This is a genomic window from Mesorhizobium sp. EU05-FHT14A09 (assembly GCF_058790995.1).
The window spans coordinates 503,203-518,020 of record NZ_JBYTDF010000002.1; the positions used below are offsets into that span (position 1 = coordinate 503,203).

14 protein-coding genes are annotated in these 14,818 nt (G+C 61.1%); 6 read left to right on the forward strand and 8 right to left on the reverse strand.

Annotated features, from left to right (window positions below; all coding sequences use genetic code 11):
• Nucleotides 1-406 precede the first annotated feature (406 nt).
• The 3 genes from ldtR to AC3WTO_RS09865 form a co-directional block, all read right to left on the reverse strand.
• On the reverse strand, nt 407-922 hold the full coding sequence (gene ldtR / locus AC3WTO_RS09855) for a transcriptional regulator LdtR (RefSeq protein ID WP_054311167.1): 516 nt from the start codon (nt 920-922) through the stop codon (nt 407-409).
• Between the two features lie 204 nt (nt 923-1,126).
• Nucleotides 1,127-1,549, reverse strand: coding sequence for a DUF6163 family protein (locus AC3WTO_RS09860; protein WP_492460522.1), 423 nt, complete (start codon nt 1,547-1,549; stop codon nt 1,127-1,129).
• Nucleotides 1,546-2,589: an enoyl-CoA hydratase/isomerase family protein gene (locus tag AC3WTO_RS09865; RefSeq protein WP_492460852.1), complete on the reverse strand. Its 1,044-nt coding sequence runs from the start codon at nt 2,587-2,589 to the stop codon at nt 1,546-1,548. Before AC3WTO_RS09865 ends, AC3WTO_RS09860 begins: the two co-directional genes overlap by 4 nt.
• Before the next feature lie 199 nt (nt 2,590-2,788).
• Between AC3WTO_RS09865 and hemB the strand changes: the two genes are divergently transcribed.
• Both hemB and AC3WTO_RS09875 read left to right on the forward strand, forming a co-directional pair.
• On the forward strand, nt 2,789-3,820 hold the full coding sequence (gene hemB / locus AC3WTO_RS09870) for a porphobilinogen synthase (protein ID WP_492460523.1): 1,032 nt from the start codon (nt 2,789-2,791) through the stop codon (nt 3,818-3,820).
• 9 nt (nt 3,821-3,829) lie between these two features.
• Nucleotides 3,830-5,488, forward strand: a complete 1,659-nt coding sequence (locus tag AC3WTO_RS09875; RefSeq protein ID WP_492460524.1) for an alpha/beta hydrolase — start codon at nt 3,830-3,832, stop codon at nt 5,486-5,488.
• An 86-nt stretch (nt 5,489-5,574) separates the two neighbouring features.
• Here AC3WTO_RS09875 and ppk2 read toward each other — a convergent pair whose 3' ends face one another.
• The 3 genes from ppk2 to AC3WTO_RS09890 all read right to left on the reverse strand — a co-directional run bounded on the left by ppk2 (nt 5,575) and on the right by AC3WTO_RS09890 (nt 8,362).
• Complete coding sequence (gene ppk2 / locus AC3WTO_RS09880) at nt 5,575-6,495, reverse strand: polyphosphate kinase 2 (RefSeq protein ID WP_492460525.1); 921 nt, start codon at nt 6,493-6,495, stop codon at nt 5,575-5,577.
• Between the two features lie 83 nt (nt 6,496-6,578).
• Entirely contained in the window at nt 6,579-7,550 is a 972-nt protein-coding gene (locus AC3WTO_RS09885; RefSeq protein ID WP_492460526.1) for a glycosyl transferase family 90, read from the reverse strand.
• A 146-nt stretch (nt 7,551-7,696) separates the two neighbouring features.
• Nucleotides 7,697-8,362, reverse strand: coding sequence for a GntR family transcriptional regulator (locus tag AC3WTO_RS09890; protein WP_492460527.1), 666 nt, complete (start codon nt 8,360-8,362; stop codon nt 7,697-7,699).
• Nucleotides 8,363-8,477: 115 nt separating this feature from the next.
• Between AC3WTO_RS09890 and AC3WTO_RS09895 the strand changes: the two genes are divergently transcribed.
• Both AC3WTO_RS09895 and AC3WTO_RS09900 read left to right on the forward strand, forming a co-directional pair.
• Nucleotides 8,478-9,716 (forward strand): multidrug efflux MFS transporter, encoded by a 1,239-nt coding sequence (locus AC3WTO_RS09895; RefSeq protein ID WP_492460528.1) that lies wholly within the window; start codon nt 8,478-8,480, stop codon nt 9,714-9,716.
• A gap of 51 nt (nt 9,717-9,767) precedes the next feature.
• Nucleotides 9,768-10,139: a DUF423 domain-containing protein gene (locus AC3WTO_RS09900; protein ID WP_492460529.1), complete on the forward strand. Its 372-nt coding sequence runs from the start codon at nt 9,768-9,770 to the stop codon at nt 10,137-10,139.
• A 116-nt stretch (nt 10,140-10,255) separates the two neighbouring features.
• Here AC3WTO_RS09900 and AC3WTO_RS09905 read toward each other — a convergent pair whose 3' ends face one another.
• Nucleotides 10,256-10,873 carry a TetR/AcrR family transcriptional regulator C-terminal domain-containing protein gene (locus AC3WTO_RS09905; protein WP_492460530.1) on the reverse strand — a complete coding sequence of 206 codons (618 nt, stop codon included), beginning with the start codon at nt 10,871-10,873 and terminating at the stop codon, nt 10,256-10,258.
• 89 nt (nt 10,874-10,962) lie between these two features.
• On the opposite strand from AC3WTO_RS09905, the gene tet reads away from it, so the two are divergent.
• Both tet and AC3WTO_RS09915 read left to right on the forward strand, forming a co-directional pair.
• A complete protein-coding gene (gene tet / locus AC3WTO_RS09910; RefSeq protein WP_492460531.1) occupies nt 10,963-12,141 on the forward strand; it encodes a Tet(A)/Tet(B)/Tet(C) family tetracycline efflux MFS transporter in 1,179 nt (392 codons plus the stop codon).
• Nucleotides 12,142-12,530: 389 nt separating this feature from the next.
• Nucleotides 12,531-13,607, forward strand: coding sequence for a LacI family DNA-binding transcriptional regulator (locus tag AC3WTO_RS09915; protein ID WP_492460532.1), 1,077 nt, complete (start codon nt 12,531-12,533; stop codon nt 13,605-13,607).
• On the opposite strand, the gene AC3WTO_RS09920 is transcribed toward AC3WTO_RS09915, so the two are convergent.
• On the reverse strand, nt 13,594-14,751 hold the full coding sequence (locus tag AC3WTO_RS09920; RefSeq protein WP_492460533.1) for an OpgC family protein: 1,158 nt from the start codon (nt 14,749-14,751) through the stop codon (nt 13,594-13,596). The two genes, AC3WTO_RS09915 and AC3WTO_RS09920, sit on opposite strands and share 14 nt — an antisense overlap.
• Nucleotides 14,752-14,818: the final 67 nt, after the last annotated feature.

The following is a 14,818-nucleotide window of genomic DNA, read 5'->3' on the forward strand; positions in this document are numbered from 1 at the left end:
TAACATTTAGCCAACCATATCTCGCATCTCGCTGCCGGAAAACGCACATTCGCGAGAGCAGACCAGCCAGTCAGATCTGACTGCACCGTCCGGTTTCTCGCTTCCACCGGAATATGGCGGCAATTGGGCACAACGCCCGCGCTTTAGACCTACGTCGTACGAAAGAAAGGGCCAGTGCCTTTTCAGCACCGGCCCAGTCCGGAGATTTAGAGCATTTTGTAGCCAAGCGAAAACACTTGGCGTTGCAACAATGCGGCCGAAACAAAACTCGGAGCGTTTCCGCGAAAAACGGAAACGCTCTAGATCTCCTCCTCCCCGCTCTTCGGCGTGGTATCTCGCCGTGACGAAGACGTCACGGAAGCGGACGCGGTGCCGGCAATCCGGCCGGCGAGCCCTGACCAGCCGCTTACATGCGGTAGGCGATGGTGTCGTTCCAGAAGCGATCCAGGCGCTGCAGGGCGCGGTTCATCTGCTTGAACTCGTCCTGGTTGATGCCACCGACATGCTCGATCGAACCGATATGGCGCTCATAAAGGCCGGCAACGACCTCAGCCACCTCATTGCCCTTGTCCGTCAGGCTGACGCGGACCGAACGGCGGTCGATGCGCGAGCGCTGATGGTTGATGAAACCCAGGTCGACGAGCTTCTTCAGGTTGTAGGACACGTTCGAGCCGAGATAATAACCGCGCGAGCGCAACTCACCGGCGGTCAGCTCGGCATTACCGATGTTGAAAAGCAGCAGAGCCTGGACAGCATTGATGTCGGAACGACCGTTGCGGTCGAACTCATCCTTGATTACGTCAAGCAAACGCCGATGAAGACGTTCGACCAGCTGAAGAGATTCCATGTACAGCGTGCGGATGGACTCGCGGCGCTCATCGATAACATTGGCGGTCTTCGCCACAGGACGCGAATTGATCATTGTCTTTGCCTCTCGTTTGTCGCCCGGTGATTTTTTGTTTTTTGTCACCTTGATCGCGACACTATCGAATACCTATAAAATTCGACTTAAACGCCAGGGCTAACAAGAGCTTACCGGTAAGAGGTTTCGGGAGAGGGTTAATAAAAACCCTGCCGAGGGGCGAAAATTAACCTAAAGATTTAGCGAACGTCCGGAAGGCTGAAATCACACGCGCTGGCGGCGGCGCTGGAAATGCACGACAAGCCGGAGCGCAATGTAGACCAGGGCCACGGCGGCATGCGTTGCGACGATCGACCAGCGTTCGCCGAAAAGCTGCGGATACCCCATATACATGATCGTCTCGGTCAGGGCGCAGATGAACCAGATGACGGGTCCCCAGGACGCCAGCATCCAGAGACCCGCGGCGGCAAACGGAAAGAACACCGCCAGCGTTGCCGCGGCGACCTGCCAGTGCACGGGCATCAGGTCGAAGCGCCACAGTGGCCCAGGATAGAAACCGATCAGGCGGACCCAGTAGAGCACCCCGAACAGCAGGCAATAGACGGCAACGATACGCTGGAACCATTCGAAGACGAGTTCCGTCGTCGAAGGTTCCAGAACAATGCGGCTTTGCGCGGCATCGTTCACAGGGCCAGTTCCCGCTCGCCGAGCGACGCGAAATATGGATCGACATCCCCCGGAGCGACCGCCGCCAGCCCCGCGGGTCGCCATTTCGGCTGGCGATCCTTGTCGACGATCGCCGCGCGGATGCCTTCATAGAAGTCGTGGCCTTGCAGCATGCGCACGAGGATGCGGAACTCCATGCGCATGCAGTCGTCCATGGCCAGCGCGCGGCCGGCATGAATCTGCCGGAAGGCAACATTCAGGCTGGTTGGCGAACGCTGCGCCATGATGGCCAGCGTTTTGGAAGCGAATTCATCGCTGGCGGCTCCCGCTTCAAGGCTGGCGATGATGTCTGCCAGACTATCGCGTGAAAAATGCCGCGCGATCGCTTCGCGCATCGGCTCCCCGGTTTCGGCTTCGGCAGTGACCGCATGCCTTCGCAGTGCCGCGTTCACATCTCCGCTCTCTGTCAGGTTCTGGACAAAAACATCCTGGTCGGCCGCTTTGATCGCGTGGGTCGCCAGGCCGGACCACAGCGCATCGCCATAGCGAATGCGCTCCCCTGTCAGCGCAAGGTAAACTCCGAAACTCCCCGCGAGACCCGGCAGCAGATGACTGCCGCCGACATCCGGGAAAAAGCCGATGCCGACCTCCGGCATCGCGAACTGGGCGTTTTCGGTAAGCACCCGGTGTGAGCCATGAAAGGACAGGCCGACACCACCGCCCATGACGATACCGTCGATCAGCGAAACATAAGGCTTGGCAAAGCGGGGAATGCGCGCGTTCAGCCGGTACTCGTCGGCAAAGAACTCGACGGGCGGGTTACCGGCCTTGCCGCCTTCATAGACAGCCATGATGTCGCCGCCGGCGGAAAACGCCCTGCCCTCGCCCCTCAGCAGCACGAGGTCGATCGCCGGATCAGCCTCCCAGGCATCCAGTGCGCGCGATAGCGCATTGATCATGCGGTGCGTGATGGCGTTGAGCGCCTGGGGGCGTGTCATGGTCACGACGCCGGCCCGGCCAACCCTTTCGAAGCGGATTTCCTCGCCGCCGCCAAAGTCCATCGCCATAGAATCCTCATTCATATGCTTTGGAAGTGCTAAGCGCCCCCCTCCAGCGCGTCAATGCCACCCTTCCGGCAAGCCTGGTCCTGACCGGGTGCGGCAACGGACTGCGACCATCCGCGCCGATGCTGGCACAACCATGCCGCATTGGTCGCTCCGGCCCGCACGTGTTAGAAAACCGCCAATCGGAGTTTTGGCCATGAACAAGTTCGCCCCCACGAAACCTGCCGGCGCCCGCAACGTCGACGAAATCACCGGCTCGCGGCGCCTGCGCCGCATGCGCAAGGCGGACTGGTCGCGTCGTTTGGTGCAGGAGAACCGCTTGACGGTCGATGACCTGATCTGGCCGATCTTCCTGACAGGCGGAACCAATGTGCGCGAGCCGATCGAGGCCATGCCGGACGTCTTTCGCCTCAGCATCGATCAGGCCGTCCGCGAGGCCGAACGTGCCGCCAGTCTCGGCATTCCGGCGATCGCGACCTTTCCGAACATCGAGGCTGGCCGCAAGGATGAGGCCGGTTCGCACATTCTCGACCCTGACAACCTGATCAATGCCACGACGCGCGCCATCAAGGCCGCCGTTCCGCAGATCGGCATCATAACGGATGTGGCGCTCGACCCGTTCACCAGCCACGGCCATGACGGCATCCTGCGCGACGGCATCATCGTCAATGACGAGACGGTTGAGCAGGTCGCCGCCGCTGCCGTGCTGCAGGCTGCCGCCGGCGCAGACATCATCGCCCCGTCTGACATGATGGATGGCCGGATCGGTGCGATCCGTGACGCGCTTGATGCCAATGGGTTCCAGGACGTCGCCATCATGTCCTACGCCACCAAATTCGCTTCTGCCTTCTATGGTCCTTATCGCGAGGCGATCGGCACGCAGGGGCTGCTCAAGGGCGACAAGAAGACCTACTACATCGATCACGCCAACAGCGACGAGGCTGTACGGGAGGCCGAACAGGATCTTGCCGAAGGTGCCGATATGCTGATGGTCAAGCCTGGCCTGCCCTATCTCGACATCATCCGCCGCCTGAAGGACGAGTTTGCCATGCCGACCTTCGCCTATCAGGTGTCGGGCGAATACGCGATGATCAAGGCGGCCGCGGCCAATGGCTGGATCGACGGCGAAAAGGTAATGCTGGAATCGCTGCTCGCGTTCAAGCGCGCCGGCTGTGACGGCATCCTCACCTACTTCGCGCCAAGGGTAGCTGAAATCCTCAAGGGGTGAATCTGACGCATGGTGTTCCGGTGGGCAGCTAGGACGATCGACGCCTTCTCGCTGACCGGATTGGCCCTCGCGACGCTGTTCTTCTGTGCCTCGCTGACACCAAGCCTCATTCCGCGCGAAAGCGTCACGCAGGGCGTCCTGTCGGGGCTGAGTTTCTCCTGCGGCTACGGGATCGGCGTCGCACTGCGTGCGCTATGGGCCTACATGGGTTTGCCGACGGCCGATCCACACAGACTGGTCACCGCATCGCGCGTGGTCATTCTTGCCTGTCTGGTAGCCGCGATCGCCTTCCTGGTTCAGGCATCGAGCTGGCAGGATTCGATCCGTGTCCTGATGGCCATGGAGCCGGCGGGCAAGATTGGCCCGATTGAGGTCGCCGCGATTGCCATGGCGACCTTTGCGATCGTGATCCTGGTTTCGAGGTTTCTCGCCCGTATCTTCCGTGCCGTAGCAAGGCGACTGCATCCTTATGTGCCACGCCGCGTCGCTGCCGTGGTCGGGCTCGTCTTCACCGCAATCCTGTTCTGGTCCGTGGTCGACGGCGTGTTGTTGCGCTTTGCAATTCGCGCCATGGATTCCTCTTATCGGGAACTGGACCAGATCATCGATGCCGAAATCCGGCCGCCGGGCGATACCCGCAAGATCGGCAGTCCTGCCTCGCTCATCAACTGGCAGGGGCTCGGCAAGATGGGGCGCAGCTATATCGCCTCTGCTCCAACGGGCAGCGAGATCGCGTCGCGAACCGGTCAGGGTGCAGAGGATCCAATCCGTGTCTATGCCGGGCTGAATTCGGCGAACACGGTCGAGGAACGGGCAAGACTGGCGCTGGAGGAGCTGGTACGGGTCGGTGGCTTCGAGCGCTCGGCCCTGATCATCATCACTCCGACTGGCACGGGCTGGGTGGATCCAGCCGGCATCGACCCCGTCGAATACCTCCACCATGGCGACATAGCGAGTGTAGCGATCCAGTACTCCTACCTGCCAAGCTGGCTGTCGCTGCTGGTCGAACCGGGCTATGGCTCGGAAGCCTCGCGCGCGCTTTTCACCCAGATCTATGGCTACTGGAAGAACCTGCCGAAAGACCGGCGCCCGAAACTCTATCTCTACGGCCTCAGTCTCGGCGCGCTGAATTCCGATCTTTCGAGCGACATCTACGATGTCGTCGCCGACCCGTATCAGGGTGCCGTGTGGGCAGGGCCGCCCTTCCCCAGCCGGACCTGGAAGATTGCGACAGCGAATCGCGTCGCGGGCTCACCGGCATGGCTGCCGCGTTTCCGCGACGGATCGGTCATCCGCTTCACCAGCCAGCGCAACGCACTCGATCTCGATGGCGCGCCATGGGGCCCGATAAGGGTCGTCTATCTGCAATATGCCAGCGACCCGATCGTGTTTTTCGATCCCCATGCCGCCTACAGCAAACCGGACTGGATGAAGGGCGAGCGCGGACCGGACGTCTCGCCGCGCTTCCGCTGGTTCCCGATCGTCACGCTGCTGCAGCTGACGGTGGATATCGCGCTCGGCACGACGACGCCGATGGGCTACGGACATGTCTATGCGCCCGAGCACTATGTCGATGCCTGGATGGCCGTCACCCAGCCGCCCGGTTGGACGGCCGATAAAGTTGAGGCACTGAAAGCCTTCTTCATCGCTCAGCGCAAAGCCGGATGACACGCCCCAGCGCATGCCAGCCGTCATAAAATACTATGAAAACAAAAGCTTAGATCGTTTCAGCGCTTCCGTGAAACGGAAACGCTCTAGTATTTCTCCGGCACGTAGAGCTCCGGCGGCAGCACGGCGCGCTCATATTCCGGATTGAAAACGCGCTCGGGCAGCGTGATGTCGTCATGCGGCACCGTTTCATAGGGAACCTGCTGCAACAGGTGATCCATGCAGTTCAGCCGCGCGCGCTTCTTGTCGTTGCCTTCAACGATGAACCAGGGGGCTTCCTGGATGTTGGTGCGCAAGAGCATTTCTTCCTTGGCCTTGGTGTACTGTTCCCAGCGCACACGCGACTGCAGGTCCATCGGCGAGAGCTTCCACTGCTTCATCGGATCATGGATGCGCATCAGGAAGCGCATCTGCTGCTCCTCATCCGTAATCGAGAACCAGTACTTCACGAGGATGATGCCGGAACGAACCAGCATGCGTTCGAAGTCCGGCACGTCGCGGAAGAATTCCTCGACCTGATCCGGCGTGGCGAAACCCATCACCCGCTCGACACCGGCGCGGTTGTACCAGGAGCGGTCGAACAGCACGATCTCACCACCGGCCGGAAGGTGCGGCACATAGCGCTGGAAATACCACTGCGAGCGTTCACGCTCGGTCGGTGCAGGCAAGGCCACCACACGGCAGATGCGAGGGTTGAGGCGCTGGGTAATGCGCTTGATCACGCCGCCCTTGCCGGCGGAATCGCGTCCTTCGAACAGCACCACCACCTTTGTCTTGGTGTGGGAGACCCATGACTGCAGCTTGATCAGTTCCGACTGCAGCCTGAGCAGTTCACGGAAATAGACCAGGCGTTCGACAGATGGCGGATGTGTGCGCTTGTAGATTTTGGCGATCTCTTCCGAGAGAGCAGGCTCCGACAGCTCCAGCTCATAGTCCTCGTCAAGCGTGTCAGCCAGTTCCGCTTCGAGCCAGTCAGCGGCGGGGGAATTGCGTTCCAGTTCGGTCATGATATCGCTCCGCGTTCGCACCGTGAGCCGACCAATATCCGCGGGCAATGACGGTTTTATTGCAGTTGCGAAATCAAAAGCGGCTATGCCGCAATGAAGCGCCAGACCTTCTCGTCGGGTTCAATCTGCCCGCTCAGCACGAAGTATTTGTAGAGCACCAGGAAAGACAGCGCCCTTTCGGTCGGCTCATCCGAAAACTGGCGGCAATAGGCCTGCGCCGACGCGATGATCCGCTCGGCCTGCTCGGGATGACGCTCGAAAAACGCAACCTTGTCGGCAATATCCGAGAAATCGGGCGCCAGCTGCACATAATGCTCGCCGGGCCTTAAATGCCCTTCGCAGAACCAGATCTCGTTGGTCGGCTCAGGCATCAGGCAGAGTGAGTTCGAACTCATGATCCACTTGAGGTTCGTTGCCACGTCATAACCTTCGAGCGAGACGATGTAGCGATAGCGCTTCTGATCTTCGACACTCATGAAAGGCTTGCGGTGACGTTCCGGCGCATGGGTGGCCGGCGACCCGACATCACAGAACGGCAAACCCTGCGCGGCATCCAGGAAGACCAGGCGAACAGGATTGTTCATGTCGCCACGCCAGACGACCCTGGGCTGTTTGTCGGCAAAGCGCAGCGGATCGGTCTGCATCTGGAAATGCCGCAGCTTGTCCATCTTGAACAGCACGGCATTGGCATTGTTTGCCCCGATCGGTCGGTTCTTGACGATCGAAGGAACCGCAGGAAGCCCTCGAACGTCGCCGAACTCCAGATCCAGATGCAGGTTCTGATCGAAGTAGCGGGCAAACTCCTTGAGGTCGTAATAATACATCGACGGACGACGCGGCAGCGTCGCGATCGTCACCGCCTTCGGGCTCGGCGCGAACGTCTCCTGCAGCTTGTTGTAGTAGTTGAGCCGATCAAGCAGCGCAGGCCCATGACGCAACGCAGCCGCCAAGGCATGGTCCAGCCGCCGGCGAAAGAGCAATTGCGGCGCGCCGTCGCGAACAATGTTACGCGCGTAATAAAAGACCTTGCCAGTCCTGCGACGAAGATTACGCATCAAGATTCCAACGCAAAAGCCCGCGCAGGCTTTTAGCGTCGCGGTTCTCGCCGCGCCAGATAATCCCGAAGAAAAACAGTCAAAGAATGTGACGAAACATTATCAAGGAATGTCGCGGGTCCGTCCGCTCGAACGGGACGATTTCATCACGCCGCAACGACGGCGAAACCACGGGCACGTAACCCGCGGCGCTCCGCCTGCAGGGAGCGGACCAACCGGTCGCGGCTGCCGCCGATATGCTGGACGAGAAGCTCCGCCGCCTCATCTCCACGCCCCGCCCGCAATGCGGCCAGGATGGCCCTGTGTTCGCCCCAGGCGCGCGCGGATGCAGCCTCGTCGCGGATTTCAAGCCACCGCGCTCGCGACAAACGGGTCATGGCATCGCGAACGGCCCGAAACAGGAACTCGTTGCCGGAGAGGCGCGCCAGTTCGACATGGAAGTCGGTACCGACCCGATGCCATTCTTCGCGTGGCGTGTCAGGTCCGCAAGAAACGAGCATTGCTTCGATCGCATCGAGGCCGCTTGTATCCTCCAGTGCCGCCGTCAACCGCGCGGCCGCAACCTCGACAGCCTGACGATAGACTGCAATCTGCTCGATTTCGGCAAGGTTGATCGGCGATACCGTCCAGCCCCGTCCATCCCGCGACACCAGCCCTTCCGTCTCCAGCCTGAGCAGAGCAGCACGCACCGGCGTCCGCGACGCCCCAAAACGGCTCTCGACCCACCGCTCGGTCAGTTTCTCGCCCGGGCCGATGTCGAGCCCAAGGATCATTTCTCGCAACTGTCTCTCGACCTGCAGCATCTGTGACATTGCTACTGCCCTCCCCATCCGCTGGCCCATTGACTTGAAAATGCCCGTGTCCGATACGGATACCATTTTGGTATCCCAAAATGGGATACAAGACAACGCAGCAATGAGCAACGTCATGTCGACTGAAACCGCGCCCGCCGAAGAAACAGGTTACAACATTCATTGGCGCCGCAATCTCGTGGTCTGCTTCGTCGGTTCCTTCACCACGCTGGTGGCGATGACGCTGCTCCTGCCCTTCCTGCCGCTCTATGTCGAAGAACTGGGTGTCAACGATCATGCGGGAATAGTGCAATGGTCTGGCATCGCCTATGGCGCGACCTTCCTGGCGGCGGCACTCGTCGCGCCATTGTGGGGCCGGCTGGGTGACCGTTACGGCCGCAAACTGATGCTGGTACGCGCCAGCTTCGGCATGGCTGTGTGCATGTCGTTGATGGGCATGGTGCAGGACGTCTGGCAATTGGTGGCGTTGCGCCTGTTGGTCGGCCTGGCTGGCGGTTATTCCTCCGGTTCCACCATTCTGGTCGCCATGCAGACGCCCAAGGATCGCTCCGGTTGGGCCTTGGGGACGCTTTCGGCCGGCATCATGGCGGGCAATCTGGTCGGACCGTTGATCGGCGGCGCCTTGCCACCCAGGATCGGCATCCGCGCCACCTTCCTGATCGCTGGTGGCGTCATCTTCCTGGCCTTTCTCGCCACGACCTTTCTGATCAAGGAAGATCGGCGTTCAGCGGCGTCCGAAACAAAGACGAAGCAGGCCGGCAGTTGGTCGCGCATCTCCAACAAGCGACCGGTTGCGGCGATGCTGGCCACCGGCATGCTGCTGATGTTCGCCACCATGTCGATCGAACCGATTATCACCGTTTATGTCGCGGAACTGGTGGCGGATTCGACGGAAGTAACGCTCGTCGCCGGCTTTGTCATGTCGGCGGCCGCACTCGGGGCGATCCTGTCGGCCCCGAGGCTCGGTAAGCTGGCCGACCGCGTCGGCCACTGGAACGTCATCATCGGAGCGCTCCTGGTCGCGTCGTTGCTGCTCATTCCGCAGGCTTTCGTCACCGAAAGCTGGCAACTGATCGTGCTGCGCTTTCTGATGGGCCTGGCCCTGGGTGGCCTGCTGCCTTCCGTCACCAGTGTTATTCGCCACAATGTGCCGGACGGTGTCGGCGGCAACGTCCTGGGTTATTCGATCTCGGCGCAGTATGTCGGCCAGGTCGCCGGACCGGTTCTCGGAGGTTTCGTCGGCGGCCATTTCGGCATGCGCTCGGTTTTTCTGTTCACCGCCGTGCTGCTGGCGTTGGGCGCGCTCTTCAATTGGCTCGTGCGCAGCCGCTACGAACAGCCGCAGTCTGCCTGACGCCCAAACCGTGCAATCCTGATTGCCACTTGCCGCGATGGAATCCCGACGATGAGCTCATCCCGTTTTGCCTTTGAACCGTGTGCGCCGCTTGTGCTGGCCGGAGGGCTCCTCGGAGCCGCGGGCGTCGCCCTGTCGGCGGCAGCGGCCCATGTCGGCGGTGCCTTTACCGGCACGGTCGCATCTTTCCTGTTCACGCACGCACTCGCGCTGCTGGCGATCGGACTGGTCGGCGGCAACAGGATACTTCGCCTTGGCGGGCTGGTGCTGCTGGTCGGGTTGATCCTGTTCTGCGGCGACCTGCTCGCCCGTGACTTCCTGGGCGGACGGCTGCTGCCCTTTGCGGCACCGACCGGCGGCACTCTGCTGATCTTGGGCTGGCTGGCAGTCGCTGCGTCGGCATTCGCCAGATCCAAAGCCTAGAGCGGGAGGCGACCAAGGTGAATCGGCATTCCGCTCCATCTCTCCTTTCGAACATGATCTTGGTCTGAAAAGCAGTGCGTTTCAGACCAAGATCACGATCTAAGTATTTGATTTTTCTATTTTCCTGACAGTCGCATGGCGGCACCATCCAGGATCAGGCTTAGCCCGGTTTCGAAAAGAGCTGTGTGTCCCCCTTCGCGATAGCGCGCCAAACCTGCCGACAACAGCGGATAATCGCGTGCCGCGACGTCGAGTTCCGCGCCTCGGCCTGGCCCTTCCGGATAGTCGGACTGCTCCTCGATGACGCAACCGAGCGTGTAGCGGCCAAGCGCGATGAACAGCATCATGGCCTCGCCGACATCGAAACCCTGCGCGACGAGAAACGCGGTTTTCATCTCGATGTCCTGCAGTTCGTCGGGTTCGACTTCGGTGCCCGCATGAACCCGGCCAGCGTCCCGGTAGGCCAGCAGCGCGGCGCGAAAGCTGCGCGTATTGTCTGTGAGATAGTGTCGCCAGTCGTCGCCTTCTGCAGGCAGCGGATGGTTATGACTGCGCTCCAGGATCTCCCTGTTCATCGCATCCAGCAGCGCGCGCTTGTTCTTGAAATGCCAATACAAAGCCGGCTGGCGTACCTGCAGCCGCTCCGCAAGCAGGCGCGTCGACAACGCGTCCATGCCCACTTCATTGAGCAGTTTCAATGCCTCTTCAACAATGCGCGCACGGTCGACCTTCATCAGCGTCTCCTGTCAGGAACGGCATCTTCATTGCATCCAAAATTTATCAATGATAAGTGAATTTATCACCGATAAATTTTGGACTTGTCATGAACCGCTCCATCGCCATTATCCTGGCAACGGTCGCCCTCACTGCAACCGGCGTTGGGCTCACCATGCCGGTCATTCCGGAACTGCTGCGCGAAGTCGGCCACACCGGCGATCTCGGCTGGCGCTACGGGACCTTCCTGGCACTCTACGCACTGATGCAGTTCGCCTTCTCGCCGTTGCTTGGCGCGCTGTCGGATCGTTTCGGGCGCCGACCATTGCTCTTGATGTCCCTGGCTGGCGCCACGGTGGACTATCTGTTCATGACCTTCGCTCCGACGCTATGGCTGCTGTTTGTCGGCCGCGCCATAGCCGGCATCACCGGCGCGGTTTCGGCAGTCGCATCAGCCTATATCGCTGACGTCACGGCCGAGGATCAGCGCGCCAGGCGTTTTGGGCAGCTGGGTGCTGCCTTCGGCGTCGGCTTCATCGCCGGCCCGGCCATCGGTGGCCTTCTTGGTGGAGTCTGGACGCGCGCGCCCTTTCTTGCCGCAGCGGCCCTCAATCTGGCCACCTTGCTGATCGCCCTGCTGGTGCTGAAAGAACCGAAGCGCGAAAGCAGTGAAGCGACCGCCATTTCACTCAATCCCTTCGCTCCCCTGCGCTGGGCATTCGGCTTCCCATTGCTGCTGCCCCTGCTCGGGACGACCATTCTGCTGGCAATGGTCGGCGAAGTCGGCGGTACGATCTGGGTTGTCTACGTTGAGGACAAATTCGCCTGGGATCCGCTCACGGTCGGCATTTCGCTGACCCTGTTCGGTCTCTTCCACGCTTTGGCACAGGCATTTCTGGCAGGGCCCCTCAGCGAAAGACTTGGCGAGAAGAAAGCGCTTGCGATCGCCATCGCAGCCGACAGCACCGCCTATGTTCTGATCGGATTCGCAAGCCAAGGCTGGATGGTCTTTGCGCTTCTGCCAATGCTCTGCCTCGGCAGCATCGGCGCGCCGGCACTGCAATCAATGATGACTGCAGGCGTGGACGCGAACAGTCAGGGTCGCCTGCAGGGCGTGATTGCCGGCCTGACCAGCCTTGCTTCCATTGTCGCGCCATTGGCGATTTCGACCACCTATTTCGCCACACGTTCGACTTTTCCCGGACTGGTCTGGATCGGCGGCGCAACGCTCTATCTTCTGTGTGTTCCGCTGCTGACCTTGAGACGCAACTCCAGGGTCGCCGCTTGAGCGACGACCCTGTTTTACAAACAGCAGCCTGCCGATTTCGGTCGCAAGGCGCCGAATGAAACCTCGACGCTCAGTCCGCGCGTCACGCCGCGCAAGTGGGCCTGACGTGAACGAAATGCCCCAGTCGTTGCGGTAGATGTCTTCGAACAGATAGTCGATCGGACGCATCACTGCCTCACTTTCCCGATCTTGGCTCGCACTGCATTGAATCGATCCAAGATCGTTATAAAATTTTTTGGATCGATCCAAATCCTCTTCCTCGCGCCATCGGATGTCAAGGCAAATATGGATCGATCCAACAAATGTGATACAAAGCCACCCTGCCGGGTCAACATTGGGCACCCGCAACGCCAGGACGCCATCGCGTCCGCCGATGAGAAGGATGACTGATGGCAAGACAGGCAACCGCGATCAAACCGGTCAGATTGGCGGATGTCGCCAAGGCTGCCGGCGTCTCGCACGGCACTGCCTCCAATGTCTTCAGCCACCCCGAGATCGTGCGCGCGGAAGTACGCGAACGCGTCAAGGCGGCCGCGGATGCGTTGGGCTATGGCGGCCCCGATCCAAAGGGCCGATTGCTGCGCGCCGGCAAGGTCAACGCCATCGGCGTCGCCACGGCAGAGCCCCTCTCCTATTTCTTCGACGATCCGTTCGCCCGCGTGGTCATGTCCGGCATCTCCGAGATCTGCGACGCCACCGGCGCCGGCTTGTCGCTGGTGTCGGCGATCAATGGCGAGCATCTCGCCTGGAACATCCAGAGCGCATTGGTCGACGGCTTCATCGTCTTCTGCGTGGAAGGCAACTGGCAGCCGGTCTACCTGACCCGCGAGCGGAAGCTGCCCTTTGTCGTACTCGACTTCGGCTACGATGAAGGCGCGCTTTCAGCCATAGGCATCGACAACAAGGCCGGCGCCAAGCTGGCCGCGGAACACCTTCTGGCATACGGCCATCGCCGTTTCGGCGTCCTGGCGCTGAGTTTCGACGAAGGCAGCAGCGGGCCGGTGACTGCTCGGCGTGCGGAAGGCGCCACCTATTCCGGCACACGCGACCGCCTCTACGGCTATCTCGAGACGCTCGCTGGCGTCGGTATCGATGCAGCCAGCGTTCCGATTTACGAGACCGGCAACGACGTCCCCACTGTCCATGCCAGCCTCGACTACATGTTCAGCCTGCCCGAACCTCCAACCGCTCTGCTCGCCATGTCCGACCGGATTGCCATGATCGCAATCGACTGGCTGAAGGAGCGCGGCCTGTCGGTGCCTGGCGATGTTTCCATCGTCGGTTTCGACGGTGTCCCGGAAGCCGCCACGTGCAAGCCGCCGCTGACCACGATCGCCCAGCCGATGCGCGAAATGGGCCGGCGCGCGGCCCGCGCCATCCTCGATCCGGGTCAGGCCGAACGCCGTCAGGAAATGGCTATCGAGCTGGTTGTGCGCGAATCCGCAGGTCCCGTCACCGCACGCTGACCAGTTGCCTGCTGAAACCCCGGCTCTGTTGCGGTGCTTTCGACTTGCTCGCCCATCCGAGCCGCGACAGCCATTCCAGATAATAGGCAAATGCGAACTGCGCTGCGATGCCGGTGGCAACCAGCATGGCGTCGTAGGAAAAGCCGCCAGGTCGCACCAGTTTCAGCACCTGGGCCATAATCGCAAGCAACGTGCCGGCGATGAACACCGGCAGCGATCGCTTGCCGAGGATGGCGAGCGGATGGTCGAGCGGTCTGCGGAAGAATGCCGAAACCGCCGGCAGTGCCACGACCAGATAAGCTATCGACAGCACATGCAGCAGGCGTGACAACGACAGGAAGGTCTTGTCGAAACCGGCCAGAACCACTGGCAGGCCAAACCAGCTATCCTGCCCCCACCACGGACCGCGAACCCAGACCAGGGCGATCAGTGCATAAAGGGCGGCGGCGCCAACCAGCCAGCCATTGACCGGGATGCGCCCGCCGCGACGCACATGCAACGTACCGACCACGCCGATGGTGAACAGGAATTGCCATGACAGCGGATTGAGGAACCAGAACCCCTGCTCGGGATAGTTCGGCGGCGCAACCTGATAGAGGCCGGCCCAAAGCCAAACGATGCCGGAAATCGCCAGCGTCGGCAGCGGCCAACGACCGCCAGCGAACAGAAGCAGCGGTGCTGCCAGCAGCAACACCGCATAGAGCGGCAGGATATTGTTATAGCCGATCTGGTGACCGAGCGTGGCAATGCCGAGCAACACCTCCGGGGTGCGTTCGATCAGCGGGCCGATGTTGATCTGCGTCAGGAAATCCGGCCGTTTGGCAAGCAAAGCGGCCCCACAGAAGATGGCGATCGAGGCCATGGTGGTGACGACGTGGGCAGTATACAGCACGCCGGCGCGGCGCCACATCTTGAGTGTCGCCAGCAATCGGTATCCGGGCTGGAACTTGCGGCCATAGGCCAGCGCGACGGCAATGCCTGAGATCAGCACAAAAGCCTCGGCCGCGTCCGAGAAGCCAAAATTCTTGTAGGTGAAGAGCTCGAATACGGTGCCCGGCACATGATCGACGAAGATCATCAGCAGAGCGAGAGCACGCAGAACGTCGATGCGGGTGTCACGTTCAAAAGAGAGCGGCGTGGTCATGATTAGGACTCCGCAACGGTTCACACTGTGCGCGGTTCGCCCCCTGTTGCCTCCCGTCACGGAACCG

Bases quoted from the DNA above. Each gene is read 5' to 3' on its own strand.
- ldtR (WP_054311167.1), bottom strand. From the start codon at position 922: ATGATCAATTCGCGTCCTGTGGCGAAGACCGCCAATGTTATCGATGAG.
- AC3WTO_RS09865 (WP_492460852.1), bottom strand. From the start codon at position 2,589: ATGGACTTTGGCGGCGGCGAGGAAATCCGCTTCGAAAGGGTTGGCCGG.
- hemB (WP_492460523.1), top strand. From the start codon at position 2,789: ATGAACAAGTTCGCCCCCACGAAACCTGCCGGCGCCCGCAACGTCGAC.
- AC3WTO_RS09875 (WP_492460524.1), top strand. From the start codon at position 3,830: ATGGTGTTCCGGTGGGCAGCTAGGACGATCGACGCCTTCTCGCTGACC.
- ppk2 (WP_492460525.1), bottom strand. From the start codon at position 6,495: ATGACCGAACTGGAACGCAATTCCCCCGCCGCTGACTGGCTCGAAGCG.
- AC3WTO_RS09885 (WP_492460526.1), bottom strand. From the start codon at position 7,550: ATGCGTAATCTTCGTCGCAGGACTGGCAAGGTCTTTTATTACGCGCGT.
- AC3WTO_RS09890 (WP_492460527.1), bottom strand. From the start codon at position 8,362: ATGTCACAGATGCTGCAGGTCGAGAGACAGTTGCGAGAAATGATCCTT.
- AC3WTO_RS09895 (WP_492460528.1), top strand. From the start codon at position 8,478: ATGTCGACTGAAACCGCGCCCGCCGAAGAAACAGGTTACAACATTCAT.
- AC3WTO_RS09900 (WP_492460529.1), top strand. From the start codon at position 9,768: ATGAGCTCATCCCGTTTTGCCTTTGAACCGTGTGCGCCGCTTGTGCTG.
- AC3WTO_RS09905 (WP_492460530.1), bottom strand. From the start codon at position 10,873: ATGAAGGTCGACCGTGCGCGCATTGTTGAAGAGGCATTGAAACTGCTC.
- tet (WP_492460531.1), top strand. From the start codon at position 10,963: ATGAACCGCTCCATCGCCATTATCCTGGCAACGGTCGCCCTCACTGCA.
- AC3WTO_RS09915 (WP_492460532.1), top strand. From the start codon at position 12,531: ATGGCAAGACAGGCAACCGCGATCAAACCGGTCAGATTGGCGGATGTC.
- AC3WTO_RS09920 (WP_492460533.1), bottom strand. From the start codon at position 14,751: ATGACCACGCCGCTCTCTTTTGAACGTGACACCCGCATCGACGTTCTG.